We start from the raw sequence: 23,697 nt of genomic DNA on the forward strand, positions 1-23,697 counted from the left end.
CTCCTGCAGAGATGCGCCGCGTAAGCAAGGCAGGCGCACTGCCCTGCCTGCTGGTTGCCGGTGGTCCGGCCCGCGCGATTACTGCGCGTCGAGGTCGATCAGATCCTTGCTGTACATCAGCATGATCTGGCGCATCAGTTCGACGTTGCTGCGGTCCAGCACCACGGTCAGGTCTTCCTTGGCATTCGACGCGAAATTCATGCGCAGGGCGCCGGGCAGCTCCTTGCACTGGACGAACTCGGCGCGCGGCGTGTAGGGATGGTCCCAATCCTGCTGGGTCACCGGCGCGCAGGGCGGCGGCGGCACCAGGTTCGGGTCACGATTGACCGGCAGGTGCTTGAGCAGCCAGAACACGATGGTTGCCGGCACATAGAGCTGGACGTCGGCCGCGCCCTTGCAGGCAAACTTGACCAGCAACAGGTTGCCGACGCGATCGCAGGACATGGCCATGCTCTTGACTTGACGAATTACCGCAGGTTTCACGACGATATTCCTAGGGAAAAGGTTGAAAAAGGCGCAGCGATTCTACCGCATCCATTCGTCGTGTCAAAAAACAAAACGGGGAGCTCGCGCTCCCCGTGTCCGTTCAGCCACTGGCTCCCGCCTGACGGGAGCCGTTACGACGCGCAAGAACCTTCGGTTCTTACTCTTTCGAGCCGCGACCGCCGCCCTGCGAGTTGCGGCCGCCTTTTGCGGAGGCCGCACGCGAGGGGCCGCCCGAGCCGGCGTTGGCCGACTGACGGTTGCCGTGGCTCATGCTGCCGGCACGGCGGGCTTCTTCCGAGGTGAACTCGTGGGCCGTACCCTTGGCGTGGGCGGCCTTGCCGCCCTGGCTGGCGATCTCGCGCTGGCGGGCCGGATCCATCGAAGCGAAACCGCGGTTGCGGGTGCCGCTGCTCTGGCTGTTGCCGCCCTGATTGCTGCCTTGCTTGTTACCTTGATTGCTTGAGGCCATGATGATCTTCTCCCTTGTACGCTTATGAACCGCCGCTTCCTGCGGCAGGCTGTTGCCGGGCAAACCCGAAGCCCGATGAGTGACCGGCGAAATCATCTTAGGTAGCACTGATGAATGCTGGTATAGGACGCTTTCAGATGACTTTGTAGGACTTCACGCGACAGAAAATGCACTAGCGAAAATGTACTTCCAGTCGTCAACAAACCCTTCAGTATCCGTCCTACACAGACCCCCTACCCCTTCCTATACTGTATTCAAATGAATGCGCGCATCATGGCCCTGCAAGACGGCGTGCGTGCGCCGCACCGACACAGCGAAAGGAGTCGATATGGACGCGAACCAGCGTAGCGAGGTCAACAACCAGACCAATAACGGCGCGAACGAAAAGTGGACGCCCGGCGCCAAGGGCAACACCGGCAGCGGCCCCCTGGACCATACCTATCCGCAGGGTCCCGGCCGGCAGGACATGATCCGCGGCGAGAACGAAATGCATCCCGACCGCGATCCGGCGCACATGGAGCGCCAGGAAGTGGCCGCCGAAGACGGTGGCCGCGCCGACTACGAGACCACCCTGCCCGGTGCCGTCCCCGACGACCTGCCGGGCGGCTCGCTGCAGAGCCAGCAGACCGGCGGCTCGGGCCCGCAACAGGGCATCACCGACAGCCACCAGCGCCAGATGGAACAGCGATCCGGCGCCTGGGGCCTGTTGGAGCAGCCGGTCGGCCACCGCGACAGCCATTCGGGCACCGACCTGCGCGCCCACCCGGCCAACCAGCAGGGCCACAGCCAGGACGTGCATGCGATGAATCCACACGATGCGGCCCAGCCTGAGCTGCAGGGCGGCTCGCTCGGACGCCACCATGGCGCCGCGCCGGGAACCTACCAGTCCCAGGGCACGAGCGCCGAGGTCGGCTACGGCAACCGGCAGAGCGCGGCCGGCACCGGCGAAGGCACCGGCATGGCGATCGGCCCGCATCCCGTGAACCAGCAGAGGAGCAAGGAATGAACCAGCAAAACGACCAGAACCGGCAATCGAGCACCGAGCGCAACGGTTCGCAGACCGGACCAGCCGGCAGCGAAGGCAAGGCCGAGCCGCACAAGTCGAACGACGTGACCGGCGGCCTGCCGCGCAGCCCCGGCAACAGCGGTCCGCGCAGCGAGGACGAGGGCTGGAAGCCGGGCCAGAGCGTGAAGGCGGAAAAGAACCCGGTGCACGAGTCGAACGACGTCGCCGGCGGGTTGCCGAAAAGCCCGGCCGGCGCCAACCGCCTGGCGGGCGACCGCAAGATGGACGACGACACCGGCTTTTCGCGCCAGTAATTTTCCGTCCGGGGCGGCCGCGCCGCCCCTTTCCCTCCGCCGGCCCATCCGGGCCGAACATTGACGCAGCTCCAAGCCGCAAGATCCTGACGGAACCCGTCCGTTTCCACGCGACTCCAACCGCACTCAACACGTCTCGTTGTCCGCCGAACCAGGCCGACGGCGGTGACGGTGCAGGTGCTGGAGAAAACGCGGAGACGAATCATGACGCAAGACGCAACCCTCGCGGTCTCGGTGGTGGTGCCCGCCTGTGGCCGCATGGACCTGCTCGACCGCTGCCTGGACGCGCTGATGCGCCAGCAGTTCGATCCGCGCCAGGTCGAGATCATCGTCGTCGACGATGAGCCCAATCACAACACCCTGCACCTGGTCGCAGGCTGGCGCACCCGCATGCTCGAGCGCGGCCCGCGCCTGTCCTACGTCGCCAACCCGGGGCCGGTCGGGCCGGCATCGAGCCGCAACCGCGGCTGGCGCGCCGCTCGCGCGCCCATCGTCGCCTTCACCAGCGACGACGCGGTCCCGGAACCGGGCTGGCTGGCCGAAGGTCTGGCCGCCTTGCGCGACGACGCCGACGTGGTCTGCGGACGCATCCAGACCCCGGTCCCGGCCCGTCCCACCGAATACCAGCGCAGTGCCCACGGACACGAGGCCGCCGACTTCAGCAGCGCCAGCTGCTTCTTCCGCAAGACCGCGCTGGAGCGGCTCGACGGCTTCGACGAGCGCTTCAGCGTGCCGCGCGGCAGCGATGCGGACATGTATTTCCGCCTGCTGGAGCACGGCGTGGGCATCGTGCGCGCGCCGCGCGCGCTGGTGGTCCACCCGATCCGCCCCATGCCCTGGGGCGCCAGCCTGCTGCAGATCCGCCACGCGGTGTTCGACGCCCTGCTCTACAAGAAGCATCCGGCGCTGTACCGCCAGAAGGTCGAGGCGCGCCCGCGCTGGGATCACTATGTGATCGTCGGCGTGCTGCTGCTGGCCCTGGCCGGGCTGCTGGCCGGCCTGCCGCTGCTGGCCGGCCTGGCCTTCGCGGGCTGGCTGCTGCTCACCGGCCGCCTGTGCGCGCACCGGCTGCGCGGCGTCGCGCACACGCCCGCGCACGTGGCCGACATCGTCATCACCTCGGCGCTGCTGCCGCCGCTGGCCGTATTCTGGCGCCTGGCCGGCGCCGTGCGCTACCGCGTCCGTTTCGCCTGAGGCCGCCATGCGCAGACTGAAGGTCCTCACCTGGCACACCCACGGCAGCTACCTGCACTACCTGTCGCATGCGCCGCACGACTTTTACGTCCTGTCCAAGCCGGGCAGCCCGCCCGGCTACGGCGGCCGTTGCGGCAGCATGCCCTGGCGCGACAACGTGCACGATCTCCCCGTCGAGCACGCGCGCCACCACGAATTCGACTGCATCCTGTTCCAGGACGATTACCAGTGGGAGAAAGACCAGTACGAATTCCTGACGCCGGCCCAGCGGGCGCTGCCGCGCATCTACCTCGAACACGATCCGCCGCTTGCCCACCCCACCAACACGCCCCATCCGGTCGACGATCCGGGCGTGCTGCTGGTGCACGTTACCCCGTTCAACGCCCTCATGTGGGACAACGGCCGCACGCCCGTGCGCGTGATCGAACACGGCGTGCCGGCGCCGCACGGGGTGGGGTACAGCGGCGAGCTGGCGCGCGGCCTGGTGGTCACCAACCACCTGGCGCGGCGCGGCCGGCGCATGGGGCCCGACCTGTTCCTGGAGGCGCGCCGGGCGCTGCCGCTCGACCTGGTCGGCATGGGCGCGGAAGAACTCGGCGGCCTCGGCGAAATCGAGCACACCCGGCTGCCCGCCTTGATGGCGCGCTACCGCTTCCTGTTCAGCCCGATCCGCTACTCGAGCCTGGGACTGGGCGTGATCGAGGCCATGATGGCCGGGCTCCCGGTGGTCACGTTCGCCACCGCCGAAATGGCCACCGTCATCCAGAACGGCGTGTCCGGCTACACCGCGACGGATCTGGCGCCGCTGCTCGCGCACATGCAGGCCCTGCTCGACGAGCCGCAACTGGCCCGCCACCTCGGCGAAGGCGCCCGCCGTACCGCACGCGACCGCTTTTCGATCGGCCGCTTCAGCAGCGACTGGGATGCCGCGCTGCGCCACGTCACCGGCCTGGGCACGGCCCGGCAGGAGCATGTATGAAACTCGATGAAGTCCAGGCCGCGGCGAACGTGGCGGCAGTGGCGGCGGCGCACGCAGCGGCGCAGGCCGAGGCGGCGCCGGCGCCGCCCCTCCTGGTTGCCGGGAGCGCCGGAAGCGCGGGAATTCGCCGCCGCATCGCCATCATCAGCGAGCACGCCTCGCCGCTGGCCGCCCCCGGCAGCGTCGACTGCGGCGGCCAGAACGTCTACGTGGCACAGTTGGCGCGCGAGCTGGCGCGCGCCGGGCACCGGGTCGACGTGTTCACGCGCCGCGACACCCCCAAACAGCGCCAGGTCGCGCACTGGCATGACGGCATCCGCGTCATCCACGTGCCGGCCGGGCCGCCGCGCCACGTGCCGAAAGAACAGCTGCTGCCGCACGTCGATGCGTTCGCGCGCTACGTCACCCGCTTCGCGCGGCGCCAGCCGGCCGCCTACGACATCGCGCATGCCAACTTCTTCATGTCGGGCATGGTCGCCCAGCACCTGAAGGCGGCGCTCGGACTGCCCTTCGTCATTACCTTCCATGCGCTGGGCCGGGTCCGGCGCCTGGCGCAGGGCACGGCCGACACCTTTCCGACCGAGCGCATGCGCATCGAAGCCGCGCTGATGCGCGCGGCCGACCGCGTCATCGCCGAATGTCCGCAAGACCGCTACGACATGGAACGGCTCTACGGCGCGCCGCTCTCGCGCATCGCCATCGCGCCCTGCGGCTTCGCGCCCGACGAACTGTGGCCGGTGCCGATGCTTGAAGCGCGCGCCCGCCTGGGCCTCGATGCGGGCCGCTTCATCGTGCTCCAGTTAGGACGCATGGTGCCGCGCAAGGGCGTCGACACCGTCATCCAGGGGGTGGCCATGCTGCGCCACCGCCACGGCGTCGACGCCCAGCTGCTGGTGGTGGGCGGCGACGTCAAGGGCCAGGCCGGCGCCGGCGGCGGCGACCGCCTCGAGCTGGCGCGCCTGCGCAGTGTCGCGGCCGACCTCGGCATCGCGGCGCACGTGCGCTTCACCGGCCAGCAGCCGCGCGCCGTCCTGCGCGACTACTACGGCGCCGCCAACGTCTTCGCCAGCACGCCCTGGTACGAACCCTTCGGCATCACGCCGGTCGAGGCGATGGCCTGCGCGCGTCCCGTGATCGGCGCCGAGGTGGGCGGCATCAAGAGCACGGTCAACGACGGCGTGACCGGTTTCCTGGTCCCCTCGCGCGACCCGCTAGCGCTGGCCGAGCGGCTGGCGCGCCTGCACCGCCATCCCGAGCTGGCGCGCGCCATGGGCGAAGCCGGGCGCCGCCGCGCCTGCGAGCACTACACCTGGCGCAACGTTGCCTCCCAGCTGGCCGCCATCTACGCCGACGTGCTGGACGCCACCCGGTCCACGGCCCAGGCCGCGGCCTATCCCAACGCAATCACCCTGAGGAGCCCATGAGTAACTCGACGCAGCATCCTTCCCTGCAAGGCAAGGTCGTACTGGTGACCGGCGCCGCCAGCGGCCTGGGCGCCGCACTGGCACGCCGCCTGGCCGCCTCCGGCGCCAGCATCTTCGGGGTCGACCGGCAGGCCGCGCGCCTGGCCGACCACATGGCGCAGCTGCGCGAACAGGGCGCGCAGGCGCATGCCCTGGGCGTCGACATCGCCGACCCGACCGTGGCGCCGCGCGTGGTGGAGCACGCGGTCGACGTGCTGGGCCGCCTCGACATCCTCGTCAACAACGCCGGCACCGACGTTACCCTGCCGATCGCCGAGCTCACCGACCAGGACTGGCTGCGCGTGGTGGGCACCAACCTGACGGCGCCCTTCCTGCTGTCCAAGTACGCGGCCGGCGCCATGCGCCGCCATGGCGCCGGCCACATCGTCAACATCGCCTCCACCGCCGCCAAGCGCGCCTGGCCCAACGCCAGCGCCTATCACGCCAGCAAATGGGGCCTGCTGGGGCTGTCGCACGCCCTGCACGCCGAACTGCGGCCGGAAAACATCCGCGTCACCGCCGTGATCGCCGGCGGCATGCGCACGCCCTTCCTGCTCGAGCGCTTCCCCGACCTCGACGCCGACAGCCTGCAAGACCCCGCCGACGTCGCCGACGCCATCCATTCCGTGCTGGTGCTGCCGCCCACCACGGTGGTCGCCGAACTGACCGTCCTGCCGCTGCGCGAAACCTCCTGGCCATGAAAGCGATCTTCCTCGACAAGGACGGCACCCTGGTCGACGACCTGCCCTACAACGTCGAGCCGCGCCGGATCCAGCTGGTCAGCGGCGCCGGCGCCGCCCTGCGGCTGCTGGCCCGGCTCGACTACCGCTTCTTCGTCGTGACCAACCAGTCCGGCATCGCGCACGGCTGCTTCGGCGAAGACGCCATGGGGCCGGTCGCCGACCGCCTGGCCGACCTGCTGTTCCGCGAAAGCCTGTCGCTGGACGGCTTCTATTACTGCCCGCACCACCCGCTGGGCACGGTCGGCAGCTATGCCATGATCTGCGCCTGCCGCAAGCCCTCGCCCGGCATGCTCATCAAGGCAGCGCACGAGCACGGCATCAACCTGCGCGAGTCCTGGATGATCGGCGACATCCTGCACGACGTCGAAGCCGGCAACCGCGCCGGTTGCCGCACGCTGCTGATCGACAACGGCAACGAGACCGAATGGCGGCTCGGTCCGCGCCGCGTGCCCACCCGCATGGCGCCCGACCTGTATGCGGCGGCCGTGCTGATCGCCGCGCACGAGGAGGCGCGGCTGTGAGGCTGGCTCACCACGAGGCGCCGGTGGGCGTCCGCACCTCCAGGCCCTGGCAGGCCGCGCGGCGCATCCTGTGCGTCCGGCTCGATTCGCTCGGCGACGTCCTCATGTGCACCCCGGCGATCCGGGGCCTGCGCCAATCGCTGCCGGGCTGTCACCTGACCCTGCTCAGCTCCCCATCGGGTGCGGCGGCGGTGCCCTACCTCCCCGAGCTGGACGCCGCGATCGGCTTTCGCGCCCCCTGGATGAAGCACGAGGAAGCGGCGAGCGCCGCAGCGCTGCAGGAATGCGCCGCGCAGCTCGCCGCATTGCGCTTCGACGCCGCCGTCACCTTTACTTCCTACTCACAAAGCCCCCTGCCGGCCGCGCTGCTGTGCCAGCTGGCGGGCATTCCCTTGCGGCTGGCCTCCTGCCGCGAGAATCCCTACCAGCTGCTCACCCACTGGGTGCCCGAGCGCGAGCGCGAACGCGCGACCCGCCACGAAGTGCAGCGCCAGCTCGACCTGGTGGCCGACGTCGGCTGCGCGACGTCGGACACCGCGCTTTCTTTTGCCGTTCCGGCCGAGGACGCCGCACGCGTCAGTACCATGCTGGAAGAAGCAGCGGTCGATCCGGCGGCGCCCTACCTGGTGCTGCATGCAGGCGCGAGCGCTGCCTCGCGCCGCTATCCCATCCGCCACTGGCTGGTATTGATCGGCATGTTGCGCAGGCGGTTCAGCCACAATCTCATCCTCACCGGCGACGGCGACGACGCCGAGACGCTGCGCCCACTGACCGACGGCTGGCGCAGCCCGGCGCGCTCCCTGATCGGCAAGCTCGGGCTGGGAGAACTGGGCGCGCTGATCCGCGGCGCGCGCCTGCTCATCACCGGCAACACCGGGCCTGCCCATATCGCGGCAGCGGTCGGCACGCCGCTGGTCGACCTGTACGCGCTGACCAATCCCCAGCACACGCCCTGGCGCGTGGCGCACCGCCTGCTGTTTCACGACGTCAGTTGCCGCAACTGCCTGCGCAGCACTTGTCCGGAAGGCCACCATGCCTGCCTCGATCTACTTGCGCCACGCACCGTGCTGGAAGCCGCCGCCGAGCTGCTGGCCGCCGCCCCGCACAGGCCGGCGCGCACCGACGACACGGCCCTTGCCTTCGCCTGAATCGGACCGTATTGACGTGGCTTGTGTGCGCAAGCGCAAAAAACTAAGCACAAACCTATTACAAAAACTCAAGTATTTGGACGAGCTCTGATATAATTTCAGAGTTCGTCGGGGCGTAGCGCAGCCTGGTAGCGTACCTGCATGGGGTGCAGGGGGTCGGAGGTTCGAATCCTCTCGCCCCGACCAACAAAATCAAACACTTACGGCGAAAGCTGTACAGATCTCCAGCACTGAATATTAGATGTTCATCTAATATTTCGCAGCATGAACGGCCCGCGAAAACCAAATTGAGCGCCTGCCCCAAGGGCACAGAGATCTTTTCCCAGTAGGATGCACTAGGCCAGATAAGGTCAAGAGCTGTGCTATGTACTGGGGGAAACTTTGACTCAAAAACCAACGCCTGATATCACTAGAGTTTGGTCTCGAAAAGGAACTGGGCACATGCCAGAAGACGCAGGCGATCATTTTTTTGTAAGCGAGATCGCAACGCAGTGTTTTTTGTAGAAGCATCTTTCGCACAGATGAAATTGGTTTTGCTGAGGCGCCAACTGCCATTGGACTTCAGGCTATTGCACATAGCCTCTTAGTCTTTGCGAGCAACGTTGCCAAGCTTCTTACGGAACCCAAGAAGGGGACTGAAAAAAGAAAAAGGAGAGCTCTTCGACTCCAACGTCTTCTTGGTTGTGAGGGGTACGACTTCACCGCTATTGTCAATGCTCGGAACTATTTAGAACATTTTGATGAGCGCATGGATCGCCATTTAGAAGCGGCCCATGACGGCATCCTGCTGCATCGTATGGTAAGCGACGACACAGCAGAGTTTTTTACACTCGAAGGGGCTTTGTTGCACAAATCGGCCCATCAGCGGCCGAGGCGCAGCACGGGTAAACTGACGGCATGATTGCTCCCGTAAAGCTGAAGTACCGAACGACCAACTGGAAAGACTACAACGCGGCATTGAAAGCCCGCGGCTCGCTGCTGATCTGGCTGGACAAGGACATGTGCTGGCACGGCAGTGCGAGCGGCAAGCGGGGCCGCAGTCCGAAGTACAGCGAGGCGGCGGTCCAGTTCTGCCTGACCGTTAAGGGCCTGTTCAATCTGCCCTTGCGCCAGGCCATGGGTATGACGCAGAGTCTGCTCGGGTTGGCCGGACTGGACTGGCAAGTGCCCGACTTCAGCACGGTCAGCCGGCGCCAGAAGCGTCTTTCGGTGACGATCGGAGCGCAGCCGACGACGACGGGATTGCACCTGCTGGTCGACAGTACAGGCATCAAGATGCTGGGCGAAGGCGAGTGGAAGACGAAGAAACATGGTGCCGACTACCGTCGCCAATGGCGCAAGATCCACCTTGGCATTGACGCGGCCACGCTGGAAATCCGGGCGATCGAGGTGACCGACAATGCCACCGGCGATGCCCCAATGCTGCCGTGCTTGCTCGACCAGATACCCACCGAGGAGGTTGTCGCGAGCGTCAGTGGCGACGGCGCCTACGACACGAAAGGCTGCCACGAAGCGATTGCACAACGCGGAGCGCAGGCACTCATTCCGACACGCAAGAACGCCAAGCCATGGAAGGACCAGCGTCCCGGTGCCAAAGCGCGCAATGCCATCCTGGCGGCCACCCGCCGGCTTGGCCGGAAGATCTGGAAAAAGTGGAGCGGGTATCACCGGCGCAGCCTTGTCGAGACCAAAATGCGTTGCTTCAAGCTGCTTGGTGAACGCGTCATGGCGCGCGACTTCGACCGTCAGGTCGCCGAGTTGCAGGTCCGTGCCGCCATCCTCAATCGCTTCACGCGCTTGGGCACGCCCACGACCGTAGCGGTGACCATGCCGTAAATCCGTCTGGGGTTTGGGGTACTACGCGCTCAATTGATTTATGCAACAAAGCCACTCGAAGGTGGCAATAAGTTCAAAGCTCGTTACCTTCAGCATCTCAACACCAAAACACTTGAGCTGACTATGGCAGGTGAAACAATCCGAATTGGCCCGGTAGTCGAGCAAGTTATGGATATCGGTGCAAAAGCAACCGTTCTGATAAATTCTCGAAGCTAGCTTTCTTCTCTTAAGCTTGGAAGTTGCTTGGAGAACCGCTCAACCATGCGGGGGTGGAGGTCTGCTCCACAAAATCTACTGCTAAGCTCGCCTAAAGCCCAGTATCCATGCGATCCCATTTTGAGCATTGCGGGTCAGGTTGACATTTGAACACGAACTCGAGCATTACTTCCTTGTATTGCTCAGCTCGTGTCTGAATGTCAGACCTGACACTGCTAACTGCTGATACTGCTGAAGCGATTGAAGATCGAGGCGCTCGGTATTCCTTACGATGAAGACAGTTCAGCTGCTGGCAAATACGACGCCCTGCTAATCCAGTAATCGCTAACTGCGCTTGCCCTCGATCTGGTGCCCGGTTGCTGCTGCATCCTGGCGCCGATGGAACTCCCTTGATGTCGCCCCGGCCTGCCGTTGACGGTTAACAAGTTGCTGTAAACCTAACTCTGCAACCATTGCCTCATCACACAAGGAGGCAATATGGCAGCGGATTTTTACCTACAGATCGACGGCGTCAAGGGCGAGTCCACCGACGACAAGCACAAGGACTGGATCGAGTGCACTTCCGTGCACTGGTCCGTCGCGCAGCCGCGCAGCGCCACAGCGTCGACGGGCGGCGGCCACACGGCGGAGCGATGCGAGATCAGCGAGATCAACATCAGCAAGCTGGTCGACATGGCGTCGCCCTTGCTTGCGCAGCTGTGCGCGTGCGGCAAGACGATCCCGAAAGCGAAGCTGGAGATGCAGCGCGCGGACGGCGATGGCAACCCGGTCAAGTATTTTGAGGTCGAGCTCGAGAACGTGCTGATCGGGCACGTGGCCCCCAGCTTTGGCGATGGCGACTTCCCGAGCGAGAGCCTGGGTCTCAAGTTTTCGAAGATCCGGTGGAAGTACGCCAAGCAGAAGATCGGCGGCGGCGGTGGCGGCAACACGGCCGGCGGCTGGGACTTATCCTCGAACCGGATCGCAGCATGAAGCGCGCCGCCCTGTTTCTCGCCCTGGTAGTGGCCTGTGGCGCGGCGGCCCGGCCGCTGGGCGTGTTCCCCTGGCACCTGTCCGGCAACGACTTTGTGGCGCAGGTATCTGGCCAGGCCCAGCGCCCGGACGCCGCCTACACGCAGCGCTATGCGGAGGGCTACCAGGCCGGCGTGGTCGATGCAACCCAGGGGAAGCTCTGGTGCGCACCATCTGGCATGAAGCCGTCGGAGGTCGATGACCGGATCTGGGCCGAACTGCGCAAGCGGGCGGGCTCGATGCCGGGCAGTGCCGCCGACGAGCTGGTGCGCCTGTACATCGGGCGCTTTCCTTGCCCCGCAGGGAGGTAGCTATGCTGCAAATCCCTTTCAGCGCCCTCATGAAGAACTACCCACGCAAGCACGCCGTGGACCGCGAAACCTTGTTCCGGCAGATCGGATGGGACGACTTGATCGAAATCCGGCCTACGAAAACACCTGCGCGATCCGAGTCAGCTTAGCACTGATTCGATCGAGCGTCACGATCCCAGGTGGCCGCATTCCGATCAGGGCAGACCCGCACAAGGGTAAGAAGATCGAGCCAGGGCAGGCGAAGCTGTCGCAAATCCTGGCGCTGCCGTCCATGCTCGGCAAGCCCGAGAAATACAAGGGGCCGGGATCGATAACGAGGATCGGGAACCGCAGCGGTATCGTGTCGTTCTTCCGCCTGACGCCTGGTCTCTACGATGGAGGGCACATCGATATCGTGGGACCTCTACTCGGCGGCGTGAGCGCGTGCGGGACGAGCTGCTACTGGTCGAGCGCAGAGACTTGGTTCTGGCCGCTGAAGTAGCCGGCCAGTTCGGGTTACGAAGTTACCGGCGGCGCGGCAGTGTAGCGAGAGCCGCCAACAGCCGAACGCCCAGCCACATCGGCGCGCGGCGCCAGGGCGGTACGCCGCACGCCTTTGAGGCCTCGGCGAATACCTCGTCGTCCAGCTTGCGCGAGCAGGCATCGGTGCTGTACAGGTAGCGGCGGCCAGCTAGCTGGCTGAACGGCGTCAGAATATCACGCGATCCCCGATCCGTCCCGAACTCGTCTGTTCAATGGGCCATGCTTTGCTTTAGATCGACATGCCGGCCCCTCAAGAGCATCGGCAAGACCTCATTTCTACTCAACCCTGCATCCGAGGAAAAGATATGAAAGACGTCAAAGTAGACGTTCGCGTCAACGTCACCGTCGATCCTGCAAGCGTTCTCCTTGTGCTTGCGACGGCAACCATGGGTTTGTTCTTCTATCGGCAGAACAAGCAGCAGAAGTCGATATCGAACGCATCCTGACGATGTGACGGCTGCCCGCGCCCGGCGCGGCAGCCTGCGCTTATTTCCAATCGCCCCTGAGCGCCAGCACCTGCTGCTGCAGGTACTCCGGCGACGCCGCCTCCGGCGCCACCGGCTGGCCCACCGCCAGCGCCAGTTTCGAGCGAATCCCGCGCGCGAACGAACGCTCGAACACGTTCGACCGGTCGCGCGTGAACACGCTGCCCCACAGTCCGCGTAGCGCCATCGGAATCACCGGCACCTTGCTGCGCTCGACGATCTTCGCGATCCCGCTGCGGAACGCGTTGATCTCGCCGGTATGGGTCAGTTTGCCTTCCGGGAAGATGCACACCAGCTCCCCCTGGTGCAGCGCTTCCGCGATGTCGACGAACGCGCGCTCCATCATGAACGGGTCTTCCTTGCCCGGTGCGATCGGGATCGCCTTGGCGGCGCGGAAGATCCAGCGCAGGAAAGGCGTCTTGAAGATGCGGTGGTCCATCACGAAGCGGATCGGGCGCGGGCTGGCGGCGCCGATGACGAGCGCGTCGACATAGCTCACGTGGTTGCAGACCAGCACCGCCGCGCCCTGCGCGGGGATGCGGTCGGCGTCGATGGTGCGTACCCGGTAGCCGGTATGAATCAGGAGCCAGGCCAGGAAGCGCATCAGGAATTCCGGCACCAGCGAGAAGATGTACACCGCCACGCAGGCGTTGAGCAGCGCCGTCACCAGGAACATCTCGGGAATCGTGAAGCCCTGCCCCAGCAGCACGATGGCCAGGCCGGCGGCCGCCACCATGAACAGCGCATTCAGGATGTTCATGCCGGCGATGGTGCGCGAGACGTGCTTCTGGTCGCAGCGGGTCTGGATCAGGGCGAACAGCGGTACGATGAACAGACCGCCGAATATGCCGATCAGGACCAGGTCGAGCATGATGCGCCACGCGCCCGGCAGGCCGAGCAGCGTCAGGGCGCCGACAGTCGCAGCGCCGTTGAGCTCGGCATAGGCCACGCTGGCGAAATACAGGTCGATGCCGAACACCGACAGGCCGATCGCGCCGAAGGGCACCAGGCCGATCTCCACCTTGCGGCCCGACAGCTTTTCGCACAGCAGCGAGCCGGCGCCGATCCCGAGCGAGAACACGGTCAGGAGCAGCATGATCACGCTGTGGTCGCCGTGCAGGTAATCCTTGGCGTACAGGGGGAACTGCGACAGCATCAGCGCGCCGTAGAACCAGAACCAGGAATTGCCCAGCATCGACAGGAACACGGTGCGGTTCTGGCTCGAGAACTTCAGGTTGCGGATCGATTCGGCGAAGGGGTTGCGGCTGATTGTCAGGTCCGGCACCGGCGCCGGCGACGGCGGAATGCGCCAGCTGGCGACCAGGCCCAGCACCGCGCACACGAGCGTCCCGCCGGCGACCAGCTCGATGCCCCAGGGCTTGACGCCGACCAGCAGCGTGCCCGCGACCTCGCCCAGCAGGATGCCGACGAAAGTGCCCATCTCGATCACGCCATTGCCGCCCACCAGCTCGTCGGATTTCAGGTGCTGCGGCAGGTAGGCATACTTGACCGGCCCGAACAGGGTCGAGTGCAGGCCCATGCCGACCACGGCCGCGACCAGGACCCACAAGGTATGGGTCAGCCAGCCGATGCCCGCCACCAGCATGATGGCGATTTCCAGCAGCTTGACGAACCTGGCCATGCGCGCCTTGTCGAACTTGTCGGCGATCTGGCCGGAGGTCGCCGAGAACAGCACGAAGGGCAGGATGAACAGGCCGGCGATCAGGTTGTTCAGCATGCCCGGATCCTGCGTGGTCCAGTTCGCCGTATCGAAGGTCAGCGCCACCAGCAACGCGGTCTTGAACAGGTTGTCGTTGAATGCACCAAAGAACTGGGTCCAGAAAAAGGGGCCGAAGCGGCGCTGGGTCAGCAGGGAAAACTGGCTCGGTTGGCTCATGCGGGTGGCTCGTGAACGGTGGAAGGCGTAATCTACAACAGCGCAGCGGCTGGTTTGCCCGGTTTTATTGTTGCGTCGCCGATACTAAACCCTAAAGTGTCGGCTGGCGATACCGCATGGGTAAAAAGCATAGACCGCCAAACGGTTCAAGCGGCGCGCCATGTCAACCGGAGGCATTGATAAACTTGATTGAAACGTCTCAAGCACCCGTGCATACAACACGATTGTGCAGCGCAGCGCAGGTAGAATCCGCGGATGACTTCTTCCGACTTCCTCCTCCGCTACGCCAGCGTGACAACCGCGCTGTTCGACCACATCGAACACGACATGCTGGCCCTGTCCTGTGCCTTCATCGACGATGAGGACACCGCGCCACCAGCCTGGCAGGATGCCCTGCCCCCGCATGCGATGCAGCAGCTCGGCCTGCCCCAGGCTTGATGCGCGTCCGGGCAAAAAAAATGATTCAATTTTGCGAACATGGCCGCAAAATTGAATCATGTCATGCCCGGCCCTCCGGCCCGGCGGCGCGTCCTCAGGCCAGGGTTTCCAGACGGATGCGGGTGACCTTGCCGATCACCGCCGGCAGCTTCTCGATCTTCTCGATCGCCGCGATGATGTTCTTCTCGCGGGTCTGGTGGGTCAGCAGGATGATGTCGAGGTTGACCTGGTCGCCCGGCTCCTTCTGCAGCACCGCGTCGATCGAGATGCCGGCGTCGGCCAGGATGCGGGTCAGGTCGGCCATCACGCCGAGCTGGTCCTTCACATAGACGCGCAGATAATAACTGGTGGTGATTTCGGCCATCGGCACGATCGCCACGTCGGTCATTTCGTTCGGCTGGAAGGCCAGGTGCGGCACGCGGCAGTACGGGTCGACGGTGGCCAGGCGGGTCACGTCGACCAGGTCGGCGATCACGGCGGAGGCGGTCGGCTCGGAGCCTGCGCCCTTGCCGTAGTACAGCGACGCGCCGACCGCATCGGCCTGCACCAGCACCGCGTTCATCGCGCCTTCCACGTTGGCGATCAGCCTTCCCGCCGGGATCAGGGTCGGGTGCACGCGCAGCTCGATGCCCTCGCCGCTCTCCGTATGGGTGCGGCGCGTGATGCCCAGCAGCTTGATGCGGTAGCCGAGCTGCTCGGCATACGAGATGTCGCGCGCCTGCAGCTGGCTGATGCCCTCGATGTAGGCCTTGTCGAACTGCACCGGGATGCCGAAGGCGATCGCCGACATGATGGTGAGCTTGTGCGCCGCGTCCACGCCCTCGATGTCGAAGGTCGGGTCGGCCTCGGCATAGCCCAGCTCCTGGGCTTGCTGGAGCGCGGTGGCGAAGTCCAGGCCCTTCTCGCGCATTTCCGAGAGGATGAAGTTGGTGGTGCCGTTGATGATGCCGGCCACGGATTCGATACGGTTGGCGGTCAGGCCTTCGCGCAGCGCCTTGATGATCGGCACCCCGCCGGCAACGGCCGCCTCGAAGGCCACCATCACGCCCTTTTCCTGGGCCGCGGCGAAGATCTCGTTGCCGTGCAGCGCCAGCAGGGCCTTGTTCGCGGTCACCACGTGCTTGCCGTTGGCAATCGCCTTGAGCACCAATGCGTGCGGCAACTCGTAGCCGCCGATCAATTCAACGACGATGTCGATGTCCGGATGATCCACCACCGCGAAGGGGTCGCCGACGACTTCCACGCCGGCGCCGACGATCCCGCGCGCCTTCTCCAGGTTGCGCGCCGCCACCATCGTAATCTCGATCCCGCGGCCGGCGCGGCGACGGATGTCCTCCTGGTTGCGTTGAAGAACGTTGAAGGTGCCGGCACCGACGGTGCCGATGCCCAGGAGGCCTACTTTGATGGGTTTCATGATCTCGTATCTCGTTAGTGACCGTCAGGTCCGTCAGCGCGCGTGGCGTCGTCGGTAGCCGTCGAGGAAGCGCGCAATGCGTCCGCAGGCATCCGTCAGGTCGTCGGAATTGGGCAGGAACACCAGCCGGAAATGGTCCGGGGCGATCCAGTTGAAGCCGGTGCCTTGCACCAGCAGCACTTTTTCCTCGGATAGCAGTTCACAGATGAACTGCTGGTCGTCCGCGATCGGGTACATCTTCGGGTCGAGGCGTGGGAACATGTACAGCGCCGCTTGTGGCTTGACGCAGGACACGCCCGGAATATCGGTGAGCAGCTTGTGCGCGAGGTCGCGCTGTTTCAGGAGGCGCCCGCCGGGGCCGACCAGGTCGGCGATGCTCTGGTAGCCCCCCAACGCGGTCTGGATCGCGAACTGGCCCGGCGCGTTGGCGCACAGGCGCATCGAGGCCAGCATGTTCAGGCCTTCGATGTAGCCCTTGGCGTGGCGCTTGTCTCCCGAGACCACCATCCAGCCGGCCCGGTAGCCGCAGGAGCGGTAGTTCTTCGACAGGCCGTTCAGGGTCAGGAACAGAACGTCGTCGGCCAGCGAGGCGATCGAGACGTGCTGCGCGCCGTCGTACAGGGTCTTGTCGTAGATCTCGTCGGCGTAGATGATCAGGCCGTGCTGGCGCGCCAGTTCGACGATCTCGAGCAGCACCTCGCGGTGGTACAGCGCGCCGGTCGGGTTGTTCGGATTGATGACCACGATCGCGCGCGTGTTCGGCGTGATCTTCCTGCGCATGTCCTCGATGTCCGGCAGCCAGCCGGCCCCCTCGTCGCACACGTAGTGCACCGGGTTGCCGCCGGCCAGGCTCACCGCCGCGGTCCACAGCGGATAATCGGGCGCCGGCACCAGCACTTCGTCGCCATTGTTCAGAAGGCCCTGCATGGCCATCACGATCAGCTCGGATGCGCCATTGCCCAGGTAGATGTCATCGATGCCCACGCCCTCGATGTTCTTGCTCTGGGTATAGTGCATGACCGCCTTGCGCGGCGCGAACATGCCCTTCGAGTCGGTGTAGCCGGCCGCGCCGTGCATGTTGCGGATCATGTCGTGCACGATCTCGTCGGGCGGATCGAAACCGAACACGGCCAGGTTGCCGATGTTGAGCTTGATGATCTTCTGGCCGTCGTCTTCCATCTCGCGGGCCTTTTCCATGGCCGGGCCGCGGATTTCGTAGCAAACGTCGTCCAGCTTGTTCGATTTCAGGATCGGTCGCAAAGTATCCCCTGTGAGCTTGGTCTCGCGCCTGCACATTTGTTGCAGTGCGAAAAATACCCATTCTGCCGAAAGCGCCCGATTTAAGGCCACCTCGAATAACCCGGCTTTTGGCATGATCGAGGCGATATGACGCGCGATCGAATGGCCCCGAGCTGTTGCGCGCGCCGGCAGCGTCATTTTGATAGCGAAGATCGCCCTCGAATCAGGCCAGTTTGGCAGCCGAAGGCTGCCAAACTGCTGGTTTAGAACGGTGCAACCCCGTGTTTCTTCAAGAAGACGAGACGCTTGAGGTTGTAACTGGCCGCTTTCAGGTGCAGGGCGAACGTCGTGCGCACGATCCCCAGGCAGCGCACCAATTTGCCGCCCATCTGCGCCAAGGCGCCAAACACATGCTCGACACGAGCGCGCGGCGTGGCGATCGCGCGATTGCGTCGCTTCTGCGTGTCGGAAATGCCTTTGGTTGCATGGCCGCGTCGCTGGATGTGCACGCGCCAGCCCGCCTGCTTCAATCTGGTTTCCCGTTCAAGGCTGGGGTAGCCCCGGTCGGCATACACATCGCGACTAGTATTGTTCAGGTCGAGCAACTCTTCAAAGACGTTGGTATCTGCCACCGCAGCGTGGGTGACGACGATCTTGCGGATCAGCTTGCAACGCTTGTCAACACTGGCATGCAACTTGTAGCCAAAGTGATTCTTGCCGTGCTTTTTGGTCCACTTGGCATCAACGTCTTTCTGTGCCCGCTTGTGCGGCTTCCAGCTCAGCGGCATCGTGCTTTCTTTGACCGTCTCGGCTTCTTCTCGCTTGTTGCGCTGAACCGGTGCCTGAACCAGCGAGGCGTCGACGATCTGGCCGCAGCGCGCCAGATAGCCTTGCGACAGCAATTGCTGCTGGACTTGTTCGAATACCTGATCGCCTACGCCCGCCTGCGCCAGACGGTCACGGAACAGCCAGATCGTTTTGGCGTCGGGGATACTGCTGCTTTCAGTCAGATCCAGAAAACGCAGGAAGCTGCGGCGGTCCAGCAACTGATACTCCAGCGCGTCATCGGCCAGGTTGTAGAGCTGTTGCAGCACCAGGATCTTGATCATCAGTACTGTCGGGTATGGCGGACGGCCGCCTTTGGCCCGCGACGGACGCGGCGCGACGGCATCGATACGTGCCGCCAGCGCCTCGAAATCCACATGCTCGGCCAGGCCCACCAACGGATCACCCAGTTTCGACCGCCGATCCTCACGCTCCTGCTCGGCAAATAGACTGATCCGGGGTTTCATCATCACGACACTCGCTGGCTTGGTTCGATGTCAGGATTTTACCCAGCTTGCGTCAGGTCAGCCGAGGTTTTTCGAGGTGCCCTTAAGCAACCTCACCCCCTGCCGGCCAAATAAAATCCTGCCGAATGGCCCGAAAATCAGCGCGGCTTGCCGGCCGGCGTGCCGGCGTGCGGGACGGCCCGCCTCTCCGGTTACAATGGCTGCTTCGATGTCACTGCCATCCGCTACGATGAAGCTCCATTCCGACAATACCCAGCAGTACCAGACCGTCACCGGCTATGACGCCAGCGGTGTCGAGATCAATGCCCAGCGTTTCAACTTCAGCCTGACCGTCATGCCGGAAGTGCCGCCGCGTCCCTGGAACGTGACCCGTTTCGAAGACCTGAGCGCGGCCCACTTCGAGGAAATCGCCAGGGATGCCCCGGATGTCGTGGTGCTCGGCACCGGCGAGCGCCAGCGTTTCGTCCACCCGAAACTGGTGGCCAGCCTGTCGAGCATGCACGTGGGCGTCGATTGCATGGACAACCAGGCCGCCTGCCGCACCTACAACGTGCTGATGGGCGAAGGCCGCAAGGTCACGCTGGCCCTGATCATCGGCAGCGGCGCCTGATTTTCCGCCCTGCCGCGTCCCGATCCGCGCTGCGCCCCGGCGCGGGCTCGTTTGCGCCCTTCCGAAGCTCCCGCCAAATAATCAATACAATGAACGCATCAGCTTTCGCCTTCATCATCACCGGCGTCATCCTGAACGCCGCCGCCCAGCTCCTGCTCAAGGCCGGCACCAACGCCCTCGGCGGCGCCATCCACCTCACCCGCGACAACTGGTTCATGACCGGCCTCAAGGTCGCCACCCAGTGGCCGATCGTGCTCGGCATGCTGTGCTACGGGGTGTCGCTGGTGGTCTGGATCCTGGGCCTGTCGCGCACCGACGTCACGGTCGCCTACCCGATGCTCTCGCTCGGCTACGTGATCGGCGCCGTGGGCGCCTGGATGTTCCTGGGCGAAGTGATCTCGCCCCAGCGCATGCTGGCGCTGGGCGTGATCGTGCTGGGCGTGGTCTTGCTGGCGCGTAGTTGACCCTACAATTATTTCCATTTCGCATCTTGAAGAAATGAAAACCCGCGCAATATTGCGGGGTGAAACCTGCATCGACGATGTCAATACGGACTAGCAAGCGGCGGCCACGCCGATTATCATTCCGGTATCCGCTGCCCTGCAGGGACCCGGCGCCAGTGCGCCATGACACCAGGAGAATCCCGTGGCCGAGAGCCAAACCGCCGCTACCATCGACAACTTCAGCGCCCCCATGACGGGAGGCCAGACCTTCGAACTGGCCGGCCGTCCGGCGAAGTACACCGTGCTGTACTTCTATCCCAAGGATAATACGCCGGGCTGCACCACCGAGAGCATCGCCTTCCGCGAAGCCTACCCGGCATTCCAGGCCGCGCAGGCCGAGATCTACGGCATCAGCCGCGACTCCCTGCGCTCGCACGAAAACTTCAAGGGCAAGCTGGGTCTGCCCTTCGAACTGATCTCCGATCCGGAAGAAGCGGTGTGCAGCCAGTTCGGTGTCATGAAGATGAAAAACATGTACGGCAAACAAGTGCGCGGCATTGAGCGCAGTACGTTTATCATTGACGCTCAAGGCCGATTGGTGAAAGAATGGCGTGGCGTGAAAGTCAACGACCACGTGGCCGAAGTGCTGGAATTTCTGAAGAGCCAGCCCTGAAAAACGGATGGCTCCAGCAACCCAGTGTCGATAACTTTGCTGGACGATTGCCACCTATTTTGAGTCAGCGCGTATTTCATCAGCATGTCCTCTTCCGCTGCTGCCGGACCGGCATCCTCCGGCCGCAGCCCTCAAGCTGGCATCGCCAGCCACCGCACCACCCCCAAGTAGCATCGTTTCCGTGCAGCGGCGCGCCCCGAGCTGCGCCCGCACGTCCCATTAAGTCCTTTTTCGAATCGAGAACCTGATGCCACTGCCAAAAATGCCAAGCAAGCCAGCGACCATGCTGCTGGCAAAAGATTATCCCAAAGCCGAACCGGGCAAGTCGCCCGTGCGCCCGGCCTCCGCGACCGCCGAGGCCGAACTTCAAGAACTGATCAGCGGCCAGGCCGTGCCGACGCCGAAGGCGACCCGCACACGCAAGGCCAAGGCCGCCGCGCCCGCTGCCAATGATGCGGCCACTGCCGGCAACGCCGCCGGCACGGTCGGCACCGCACCGGTCGATGTCGTCGGCGCCCCGAGCGCGGAAGCGCCTACCGGCACGGCGCCGCTGGCCAAGGGCCCGGCGCGCAAGTCGAAAGATGGCGCCGGCGCGCGCCTGCCGGTGGTCCGTACCCGCGAGCTCGATGTCGACCAGCCGCATCCGGCCAAGCACAAGCCGGTCGAGGTCACGGTCAAGTCCTCCACCAGCCGCAAGGCCGACAAGAGCGGCATCGCCAAGGTCTTCGTGCTCGATACCAACGTGTTGATGCACGACCCGACCTCGCTGTTCCGCTTCGAGGAACACGACGTCTACCTGCCGATGATGACGCTCGAGGAGCTCGACAACCACAAGAAGGGCATGTCGGAAGTCGCGCGCAACGCGCGCCAGGTGGCGCGCACCCTCGACGCCCTGATCGCCAACGTCGACGACGACGCCATCGAGGCCGGCATCCCGCTGGCCAAGCTCGGCAACAAGGATGCGCGCGGACGCCTGTATTTCCAGACCAACCTGGAATCGGCGCCGCTGCCGGAAGGCCTGCCCGAGGGCAAGGCCGACAACCAGATCCTGGGCGTCGTCCGTGCCCTCGAAGAGCGCATGTCCGGCCGCGCCATCGTGCTGGTGTCGAAAGACATCAACATGCGCATCAAGGCGCGCGCGCTGGGCTTGCCGGCTGAGGATTACTTCAACGACCATGTGCTGGAAGACACCGACCTGCTGTACTCGGGCATCGTCCAGTTGCCGGACGATTTCTGGAACAAGCACGGCAAGGACATGGAGTCCTGGCAGGAAAACAAGAACGGCAACGCGGCCACCTATTACCGCGTGACCGGGCCCTTGATCCCGACCTTGCTCGTGAATCAGTTTGTGTTCATCGAGCCGCGCGGCGGCGAAGCGCCCTTCTATGGCCAGGTAAAACAGATCAATGGCAAGACCGCGGTGTTCCAGACCCTGCGCGACTACAGCCACAACAAGAACAATGTGTGGGGCATCACGGCGCGCAACCGCGAGCAGAACTTCGCCCTGAACCTCCTGATGAATCCGGAGTGCGACTTCGTCACCCTGCTCGGCCAGGCCGGCACCGGTAAAACCCTGCTGGCGCTGGCCGCGGGCCTGGCGCAAGTGCTGGAGACCAAGCAGTACAACGAGATCATCGTCACCCGCGTCACCGTGCCGGTCGGCGAAGACATCGGCTTCCTGCCGGGCACCGAGGAAGAAAAGATGTCGCCGTGGATGGGCGCTTTCGACGACAACCTGGAAGTCCTGATGAAGTCGGACAGCGACGGCGGCGACTGGGGCCGCGCCGCGACCCAGGACCTGATCCGTTCGCGCATCAAGATCAAGTCGCTCAACTTCATGCGCGGCCGCACCTTCGTCAACAAGTTCCTCATCATCGACGAGGCGCAGAACCTGACGCCGAAGCAGATGAAGACCCTGGTCACGCGCGCCGGTCCCGGCACCAAGATCCTGTGCCTGGGTAACATCGCCCAGATCGACACGCCTTACCTCACCGAAGGCTCCAGCGGCCTGACCTACGTGGTCGACCGCTTCAAGGGCTGGAGCCACAGCGGCCACGTGACCCTGGCGCGCGGCGAACGCTCGCGCTTGGCGGACCACGCCAGCGAAGTGCTGTAAACGTTTCGTTTCCACGCCAAAAACGCTCGCCTGTCCAGGCGGGCGTTTTTCTTTTGTGCTTCTTATTCATCGCGCATGATCTTCCTGCTCAAACTGCTGCTCGTACCCGTCCTGATCGCCCTCGTCACCCTGGCCGGCCGCCGCTGGGGGCCGGGCGTGGCCGGCTGGCTGTCCGCCTTTCCCATCGTCTCCGGCCCGATCCTCCTGGTGATCTCGCTCGAACAGGGCGCCCAGTTCGCGGCCAGCGCCGCCGCCAATACCCTGCTGGCGGTGCTGGCCATCCTGGTCTTCAGCATCGCCTATGCGCGCTGCGCCCGGCTCGGCATGGCGCGCGCAATGTGCGCCGCCCTGCTGGCCTACGGCATGGCCGTGCTGGCGCTGCAGGCGCAGCCCGTCCTGCCGCCGCCGTGGGCCGGCTTCGCCATCGTCGTGGCCGCGCTCTTGGTGTCGCCCCGCCTGTTCGGTCCGGCCCCGGCGCCGGCTGCCACCGCCAAGCCGGCCGGGGACCTGCCATGGCGCATGCTGGCCGGCGCCCTGCTGACGCTGTGCGTGACCTATGCCGCCGCCGGTCTCGGGCCGCGCTTTGCCGGCCTGTTCGCGATGTTCCCGGTGATGAGCACGGTGCTGGTCGGCTTCTCGCACCGTGCGAACGGTCCGGGCTTCGCGGTGGCCCTGCTGCGCGGCATGGTTCAGGGCTATTACGCCTTCGCGGTGTTCTGCCTGGTGCTGTCGCTGCTGCTGCGCGCGCAGCCGATCGGCATGGCCTTCCTGCTGGCGACCGGCGCCGCACTCATGGTGCAGCTCGCGGTCAAATGGGGCATGCGGCGTTTTTACGCGCAGCAGCATGCCGGAGGAGAAAAGGCGGCATAGA

Annotated in this window: 26 protein-coding genes and 1 tRNA gene; 20 read left to right on the forward strand and 7 right to left on the reverse strand. The window is 64.9% G+C overall.

What is annotated here, in order from left to right; genetic code table 11:
* Nucleotides 1-78: 78 nt before the first annotated feature.
* Together MasN3_RS19260 and MasN3_RS19265 are read right to left on the reverse strand one after the other, a co-directional pair.
* Complete coding sequence (locus MasN3_RS19260) at nt 79-444, reverse strand: hypothetical protein (protein WP_281909381.1); 366 nt, start codon at nt 442-444, stop codon at nt 79-81.
* A 199-nt stretch (nt 445-643) separates the two neighbouring features.
* The gene (locus MasN3_RS19265) at nt 644-955 is read right to left on the reverse strand and encodes a KGG domain-containing protein (protein WP_036206582.1); all 312 of its coding nucleotides are present in this window, start codon (nt 953-955) and stop codon (nt 644-646) included.
* A 328-nt stretch (nt 956-1,283) separates the two neighbouring features.
* Between MasN3_RS19265 and MasN3_RS19270 the strand changes: the two genes are divergently transcribed.
* The 13 genes from MasN3_RS19270 to MasN3_RS19330 all read left to right on the forward strand — a co-directional run bounded on the left by MasN3_RS19270 (nt 1,284) and on the right by MasN3_RS19330 (nt 12,178).
* Nucleotides 1,284-1,961 (forward strand): hypothetical protein, encoded by a 678-nt coding sequence (locus MasN3_RS19270; RefSeq protein WP_281909385.1) that lies wholly within the window; start codon nt 1,284-1,286, stop codon nt 1,959-1,961.
* On the forward strand, nt 1,958-2,275 hold the full coding sequence (locus MasN3_RS19275) for a hypothetical protein (protein WP_281909387.1): 318 nt from the start codon (nt 1,958-1,960) through the stop codon (nt 2,273-2,275). Before MasN3_RS19270 ends, MasN3_RS19275 begins: the two co-directional genes overlap by 4 nt.
* A gap of 204 nt (nt 2,276-2,479) precedes the next feature.
* Nucleotides 2,480-3,469 carry a glycosyltransferase family 2 protein gene (locus MasN3_RS19280; RefSeq protein ID WP_281909389.1) on the forward strand — a complete coding sequence of 330 codons (990 nt, stop codon included), beginning with the start codon at nt 2,480-2,482 and terminating at the stop codon, nt 3,467-3,469.
* Nucleotides 3,470-3,476: 7 nt separating this feature from the next.
* Nucleotides 3,477-4,448 (forward strand): glycosyltransferase family 4 protein, encoded by a 972-nt coding sequence (locus tag MasN3_RS19285; protein ID WP_281909392.1) that lies wholly within the window; start codon nt 3,477-3,479, stop codon nt 4,446-4,448.
* Nucleotides 4,445-5,872, forward strand: coding sequence for a glycosyltransferase (locus tag MasN3_RS19290; protein ID WP_281909393.1), 1,428 nt, complete (start codon nt 4,445-4,447; stop codon nt 5,870-5,872). Before MasN3_RS19285 ends, MasN3_RS19290 begins: the two co-directional genes overlap by 4 nt.
* Nucleotides 5,869-6,612 (forward strand): SDR family oxidoreductase, encoded by a 744-nt coding sequence (locus tag MasN3_RS19295; protein WP_281909394.1) that lies wholly within the window; start codon nt 5,869-5,871, stop codon nt 6,610-6,612. Before MasN3_RS19290 ends, MasN3_RS19295 begins: the two co-directional genes overlap by 4 nt.
* Entirely contained in the window at nt 6,609-7,175 is a 567-nt protein-coding gene (locus MasN3_RS19300; protein WP_281909396.1) for a D-glycero-alpha-D-manno-heptose-1,7-bisphosphate 7-phosphatase, read from the forward strand. The genes MasN3_RS19295 and MasN3_RS19300 overlap by 4 nt, the downstream gene beginning before the upstream one ends.
* The gene (locus MasN3_RS19305; protein ID WP_281909398.1) at nt 7,172-8,323 is read left to right on the forward strand and encodes a glycosyltransferase family 9 protein; all 1,152 of its coding nucleotides are present in this window, start codon (nt 7,172-7,174) and stop codon (nt 8,321-8,323) included. Before MasN3_RS19300 ends, MasN3_RS19305 begins: the two co-directional genes overlap by 4 nt.
* 109 nt (nt 8,324-8,432) lie before the next feature.
* Nucleotides 8,433-8,509: transfer RNA gene (locus MasN3_RS19310), tRNA-Pro, on the forward strand.
* A gap of 711 nt (nt 8,510-9,220) precedes the next feature.
* A complete protein-coding gene (locus MasN3_RS19315; RefSeq protein WP_045911956.1) occupies nt 9,221-10,159 on the forward strand; it encodes an IS5-like element ISEcl7 family transposase in 939 nt (312 codons plus the stop codon).
* Between the two features lie 693 nt (nt 10,160-10,852).
* Nucleotides 10,853-11,347: an Hcp family type VI secretion system effector gene (locus MasN3_RS19320; protein ID WP_281909399.1), complete on the forward strand. Its 495-nt coding sequence runs from the start codon at nt 10,853-10,855 to the stop codon at nt 11,345-11,347.
* Nucleotides 11,344-11,697: a Rap1a/Tai family immunity protein gene (locus tag MasN3_RS19325; protein ID WP_281909402.1), complete on the forward strand. Its 354-nt coding sequence runs from the start codon at nt 11,344-11,346 to the stop codon at nt 11,695-11,697. The genes MasN3_RS19320 and MasN3_RS19325 overlap by 4 nt, the downstream gene beginning before the upstream one ends.
* Nucleotides 11,698-11,785: 88 nt before the next feature.
* The gene (locus MasN3_RS19330) at nt 11,786-12,178 is read left to right on the forward strand and encodes a T6SS effector amidase Tae4 family protein (RefSeq protein ID WP_281909404.1); all 393 of its coding nucleotides are present in this window, start codon (nt 11,786-11,788) and stop codon (nt 12,176-12,178) included.
* Between the two features lie 22 nt (nt 12,179-12,200).
* On the opposite strand, the gene MasN3_RS25325 is transcribed toward MasN3_RS19330, so the two are convergent.
* A complete protein-coding gene (locus MasN3_RS25325) occupies nt 12,201-12,392 on the reverse strand; it encodes a DUF1353 domain-containing protein (protein WP_370662372.1) in 192 nt (63 codons plus the stop codon).
* A 132-nt stretch (nt 12,393-12,524) separates the two neighbouring features.
* On the opposite strand from MasN3_RS25325, the gene MasN3_RS19335 reads away from it, so the two are divergent.
* Nucleotides 12,525-12,665 (forward strand): hypothetical protein, encoded by a 141-nt coding sequence (locus MasN3_RS19335; RefSeq protein ID WP_281909407.1) that lies wholly within the window; start codon nt 12,525-12,527, stop codon nt 12,663-12,665.
* A 40-nt stretch (nt 12,666-12,705) separates the two neighbouring features.
* Here MasN3_RS19335 and MasN3_RS19340 read toward each other — a convergent pair whose 3' ends face one another.
* The gene (locus MasN3_RS19340; protein ID WP_281909408.1) at nt 12,706-14,601 is read right to left on the reverse strand and encodes an MFS transporter; all 1,896 of its coding nucleotides are present in this window, start codon (nt 14,599-14,601) and stop codon (nt 12,706-12,708) included.
* A gap of 255 nt (nt 14,602-14,856) precedes the next feature.
* Here MasN3_RS19340 and MasN3_RS19345 point away from each other — a divergent pair, with 255 nt between their 5' ends.
* On the forward strand, nt 14,857-15,039 hold the full coding sequence (locus MasN3_RS19345; protein WP_281909410.1) for a hypothetical protein: 183 nt from the start codon (nt 14,857-14,859) through the stop codon (nt 15,037-15,039).
* Between the two features lie 94 nt (nt 15,040-15,133).
* On the opposite strand, the gene MasN3_RS19350 is transcribed toward MasN3_RS19345, so the two are convergent.
* The 3 genes from MasN3_RS19350 to MasN3_RS19360 form a co-directional block, all read right to left on the reverse strand.
* Entirely contained in the window at nt 15,134-16,453 is a 1,320-nt protein-coding gene (locus MasN3_RS19350) for a homoserine dehydrogenase (protein ID WP_281909411.1), read from the reverse strand.
* A 33-nt stretch (nt 16,454-16,486) separates the two neighbouring features.
* Nucleotides 16,487-17,713, reverse strand: coding sequence for a pyridoxal phosphate-dependent aminotransferase (locus tag MasN3_RS19355; RefSeq protein ID WP_281909412.1), 1,227 nt, complete (start codon nt 17,711-17,713; stop codon nt 16,487-16,489).
* A 242-nt stretch (nt 17,714-17,955) separates the two neighbouring features.
* Entirely contained in the window at nt 17,956-18,984 is a 1,029-nt protein-coding gene (locus tag MasN3_RS19360) for an IS5 family transposase (RefSeq protein ID WP_281914461.1), read from the reverse strand.
* A 229-nt stretch (nt 18,985-19,213) separates the two neighbouring features.
* Here MasN3_RS19360 and MasN3_RS19365 point away from each other — a divergent pair, with 229 nt between their 5' ends.
* The 5 genes from MasN3_RS19365 to MasN3_RS19385 all read left to right on the forward strand — a co-directional run bounded on the left by MasN3_RS19365 (nt 19,214) and on the right by MasN3_RS19385 (nt 23,696).
* Nucleotides 19,214-19,594: an Mth938-like domain-containing protein gene (locus tag MasN3_RS19365; protein WP_281909414.1), complete on the forward strand. Its 381-nt coding sequence runs from the start codon at nt 19,214-19,216 to the stop codon at nt 19,592-19,594.
* Between the two features lie 89 nt (nt 19,595-19,683).
* Nucleotides 19,684-20,058, forward strand: a complete 375-nt coding sequence (locus MasN3_RS19370) for an SMR family transporter (RefSeq protein WP_281909416.1) — start codon at nt 19,684-19,686, stop codon at nt 20,056-20,058.
* 181 nt (nt 20,059-20,239) lie between these two features.
* Nucleotides 20,240-20,710 carry a peroxiredoxin gene (locus MasN3_RS19375; protein ID WP_281909418.1) on the forward strand — a complete coding sequence of 157 codons (471 nt, stop codon included), beginning with the start codon at nt 20,240-20,242 and terminating at the stop codon, nt 20,708-20,710.
* A 247-nt stretch (nt 20,711-20,957) separates the two neighbouring features.
* Nucleotides 20,958-22,826 carry a PhoH family protein gene (locus MasN3_RS19380; protein WP_281909419.1) on the forward strand — a complete coding sequence of 623 codons (1,869 nt, stop codon included), beginning with the start codon at nt 20,958-20,960 and terminating at the stop codon, nt 22,824-22,826.
* 75 nt (nt 22,827-22,901) lie between these two features.
* Nucleotides 22,902-23,696 carry a hypothetical protein gene (locus MasN3_RS19385; RefSeq protein WP_281909421.1) on the forward strand — a complete coding sequence of 265 codons (795 nt, stop codon included), beginning with the start codon at nt 22,902-22,904 and terminating at the stop codon, nt 23,694-23,696.
* The last annotated feature ends 1 nt before the right edge of the window (nt 23,697 follow it).

The organism is Massilia varians, from assembly GCF_027923905.1.
GTDB classification, from domain to species: domain Bacteria; phylum Pseudomonadota; class Gammaproteobacteria; order Burkholderiales; family Burkholderiaceae_D; genus Telluria; species Telluria varians_B.

What these genes read in the sequence shown, in the direction of transcription:
- MasN3_RS19260 (WP_281909381.1), bottom strand. Translation starts at nt 444, where the DNA reads ATGTCCTGCGATCGCGTCGGCAACCTGTTGCTGGTCAAGTTTGCCTGC.
- MasN3_RS19380 (WP_281909419.1), top strand. Translation starts at nt 20,958, where the DNA reads ATGCCACTGCCAAAAATGCCAAGCAAGCCAGCGACCATGCTGCTGGCA.
- MasN3_RS19370 (WP_281909416.1), top strand. Translation starts at nt 19,684, where the DNA reads ATGAACGCATCAGCTTTCGCCTTCATCATCACCGGCGTCATCCTGAAC.
- MasN3_RS19335 (WP_281909407.1), top strand. Translation starts at nt 12,525, where the DNA reads ATGAAAGACGTCAAAGTAGACGTTCGCGTCAACGTCACCGTCGATCCT.
- MasN3_RS19350 (WP_281909411.1), bottom strand. Translation starts at nt 16,453, where the DNA reads ATGAAACCCATCAAAGTAGGCCTCCTGGGCATCGGCACCGTCGGTGCC.
- MasN3_RS19295 (WP_281909394.1), top strand. Translation starts at nt 5,869, where the DNA reads ATGAGTAACTCGACGCAGCATCCTTCCCTGCAAGGCAAGGTCGTACTG.
- MasN3_RS19360 (WP_281914461.1), bottom strand. Translation starts at nt 18,984, where the DNA reads ATGAAACCCCGGATCAGTCTATTTGCCGAGCAGGAGCGTGAGGATCGG.
- MasN3_RS19270 (WP_281909385.1), top strand. Translation starts at nt 1,284, where the DNA reads ATGGACGCGAACCAGCGTAGCGAGGTCAACAACCAGACCAATAACGGC.
- MasN3_RS19345 (WP_281909410.1), top strand. Translation starts at nt 14,857, where the DNA reads ATGACTTCTTCCGACTTCCTCCTCCGCTACGCCAGCGTGACAACCGCG.
- MasN3_RS19265 (WP_036206582.1), bottom strand. Translation starts at nt 955, where the DNA reads ATGGCCTCAAGCAATCAAGGTAACAAGCAAGGCAGCAATCAGGGCGGC.
- MasN3_RS19280 (WP_281909389.1), top strand. Translation starts at nt 2,480, where the DNA reads ATGACGCAAGACGCAACCCTCGCGGTCTCGGTGGTGGTGCCCGCCTGT.
- MasN3_RS19330 (WP_281909404.1), top strand. Translation starts at nt 11,786, where the DNA reads ATGGGACGACTTGATCGAAATCCGGCCTACGAAAACACCTGCGCGATC.
- MasN3_RS19325 (WP_281909402.1), top strand. Translation starts at nt 11,344, where the DNA reads ATGAAGCGCGCCGCCCTGTTTCTCGCCCTGGTAGTGGCCTGTGGCGCG.
- MasN3_RS19315 (WP_045911956.1), top strand. Translation starts at nt 9,221, where the DNA reads ATGATTGCTCCCGTAAAGCTGAAGTACCGAACGACCAACTGGAAAGAC.
- MasN3_RS19285 (WP_281909392.1), top strand. Translation starts at nt 3,477, where the DNA reads ATGCGCAGACTGAAGGTCCTCACCTGGCACACCCACGGCAGCTACCTG.
- MasN3_RS19300 (WP_281909396.1), top strand. Translation starts at nt 6,609, where the DNA reads ATGAAAGCGATCTTCCTCGACAAGGACGGCACCCTGGTCGACGACCTG.
- MasN3_RS19290 (WP_281909393.1), top strand. Translation starts at nt 4,445, where the DNA reads ATGAAACTCGATGAAGTCCAGGCCGCGGCGAACGTGGCGGCAGTGGCG.
- MasN3_RS19385 (WP_281909421.1), top strand. Translation starts at nt 22,902, where the DNA reads ATGATCTTCCTGCTCAAACTGCTGCTCGTACCCGTCCTGATCGCCCTC.
- MasN3_RS19275 (WP_281909387.1), top strand. Translation starts at nt 1,958, where the DNA reads ATGAACCAGCAAAACGACCAGAACCGGCAATCGAGCACCGAGCGCAAC.
- MasN3_RS19320 (WP_281909399.1), top strand. Translation starts at nt 10,853, where the DNA reads ATGGCAGCGGATTTTTACCTACAGATCGACGGCGTCAAGGGCGAGTCC.
- MasN3_RS19340 (WP_281909408.1), bottom strand. Translation starts at nt 14,601, where the DNA reads ATGAGCCAACCGAGCCAGTTTTCCCTGCTGACCCAGCGCCGCTTCGGC.
- MasN3_RS19365 (WP_281909414.1), top strand. Translation starts at nt 19,214, where the DNA reads ATGAAGCTCCATTCCGACAATACCCAGCAGTACCAGACCGTCACCGGC.